General features: G+C 45.3%; 1 protein-coding gene. It reads right to left on the bottom strand.

All coding sequences use genetic code 11. The annotated features are described in order from the left end of the window. Positions 1 to 225: hypothetical protein (locus Q0779_RS23920; protein ID WP_298776774.1), on the bottom strand; the 225-nt coding region annotated here is incomplete at both ends.

Below are 225 nucleotides of genomic sequence, written 5' to 3'. Positions count from 1 at the left end.
GAATATCATATAAACATAAGCGTATGGGTGCTTGCTCTGTTAACATAAACGGCGTTGCTATCTCAGCTTGAACCACATCGGTTAACTCCGTCACATCTGAGAGTCGATGTCGCTGGTAACTCAAGGGTTCATCCAACTGACGAGCATAGATGCCACTCGCCTCACTCCTTTCACTGGCCTTTTCGCTATTTCTTACACTACTATCACTATTACGTGCGCCATCAA

The sequence above is a fragment of the uncultured Shewanella sp. genome (genome assembly GCF_947491715.1).
Classification (GTDB): Bacteria; Pseudomonadota; Gammaproteobacteria; order Enterobacterales; family Shewanellaceae; genus Shewanella.
This window is presented reverse-complemented; position numbering and strand designations above follow the sequence as displayed.